Here is a 515-nt window from a genome sequence, read left to right as displayed (position 1 = left end):
TGCGGACTGCGCCAGAACTTCCGCATCTTTCAGCAGCAGGATATTCAGGCCATTTCCTCCACCCTGCTCACGGAAAACGGTGTCACCGGATGGACGCCCTGGTTTTATGAAAATCATCCGCCCCGTGAATTCTGCGTCCAGTACGGCGAATCCGACCTCGCGTTTCTGACGCGACTCTGGGCTGAGGAAGGTATCTTCTTTTTTGACAAACACTCCCCGGACGGGCCGGAGCAGACGCTGACCCTGTGCGATGACGTCGCCGGGCTGTACTCCCTGCCTGACGCCCTCCCGTTTAATCCGAATACCACCACCGAAGTGACCAGCGAGTGCGTCAGCACATTCCGCTATGTAGCCACCGTCAGCCCCTCTTCAGTACAAAGCCAGGACTACACCTTTAAGGTTCCCGACTGGCCGGGTATCTATGCCCATGAAGCTGACAACCTGAACGGTCAGCTGTCGCAGTACGAAATTTTTGATTATCCGGGACGTTTCAAGGACGAACAGCATGGTCAGAA

Annotated in this window: 1 protein-coding gene; it reads left to right on the top strand. The window is 55.7% G+C overall.

The window, feature by feature from the left end:
* Nucleotides 1-515: contractile injection system protein, VgrG/Pvc8 family (locus tag AC2FAK_RS22975; protein WP_485453334.1), on the top strand; the 515-nt coding region annotated here is incomplete at both ends.

It is taken from the genome of Enterobacter cloacae complex sp. 394F7, from assembly GCF_057320385.1.
This window is presented reverse-complemented; position numbering and strand designations above follow the sequence as displayed.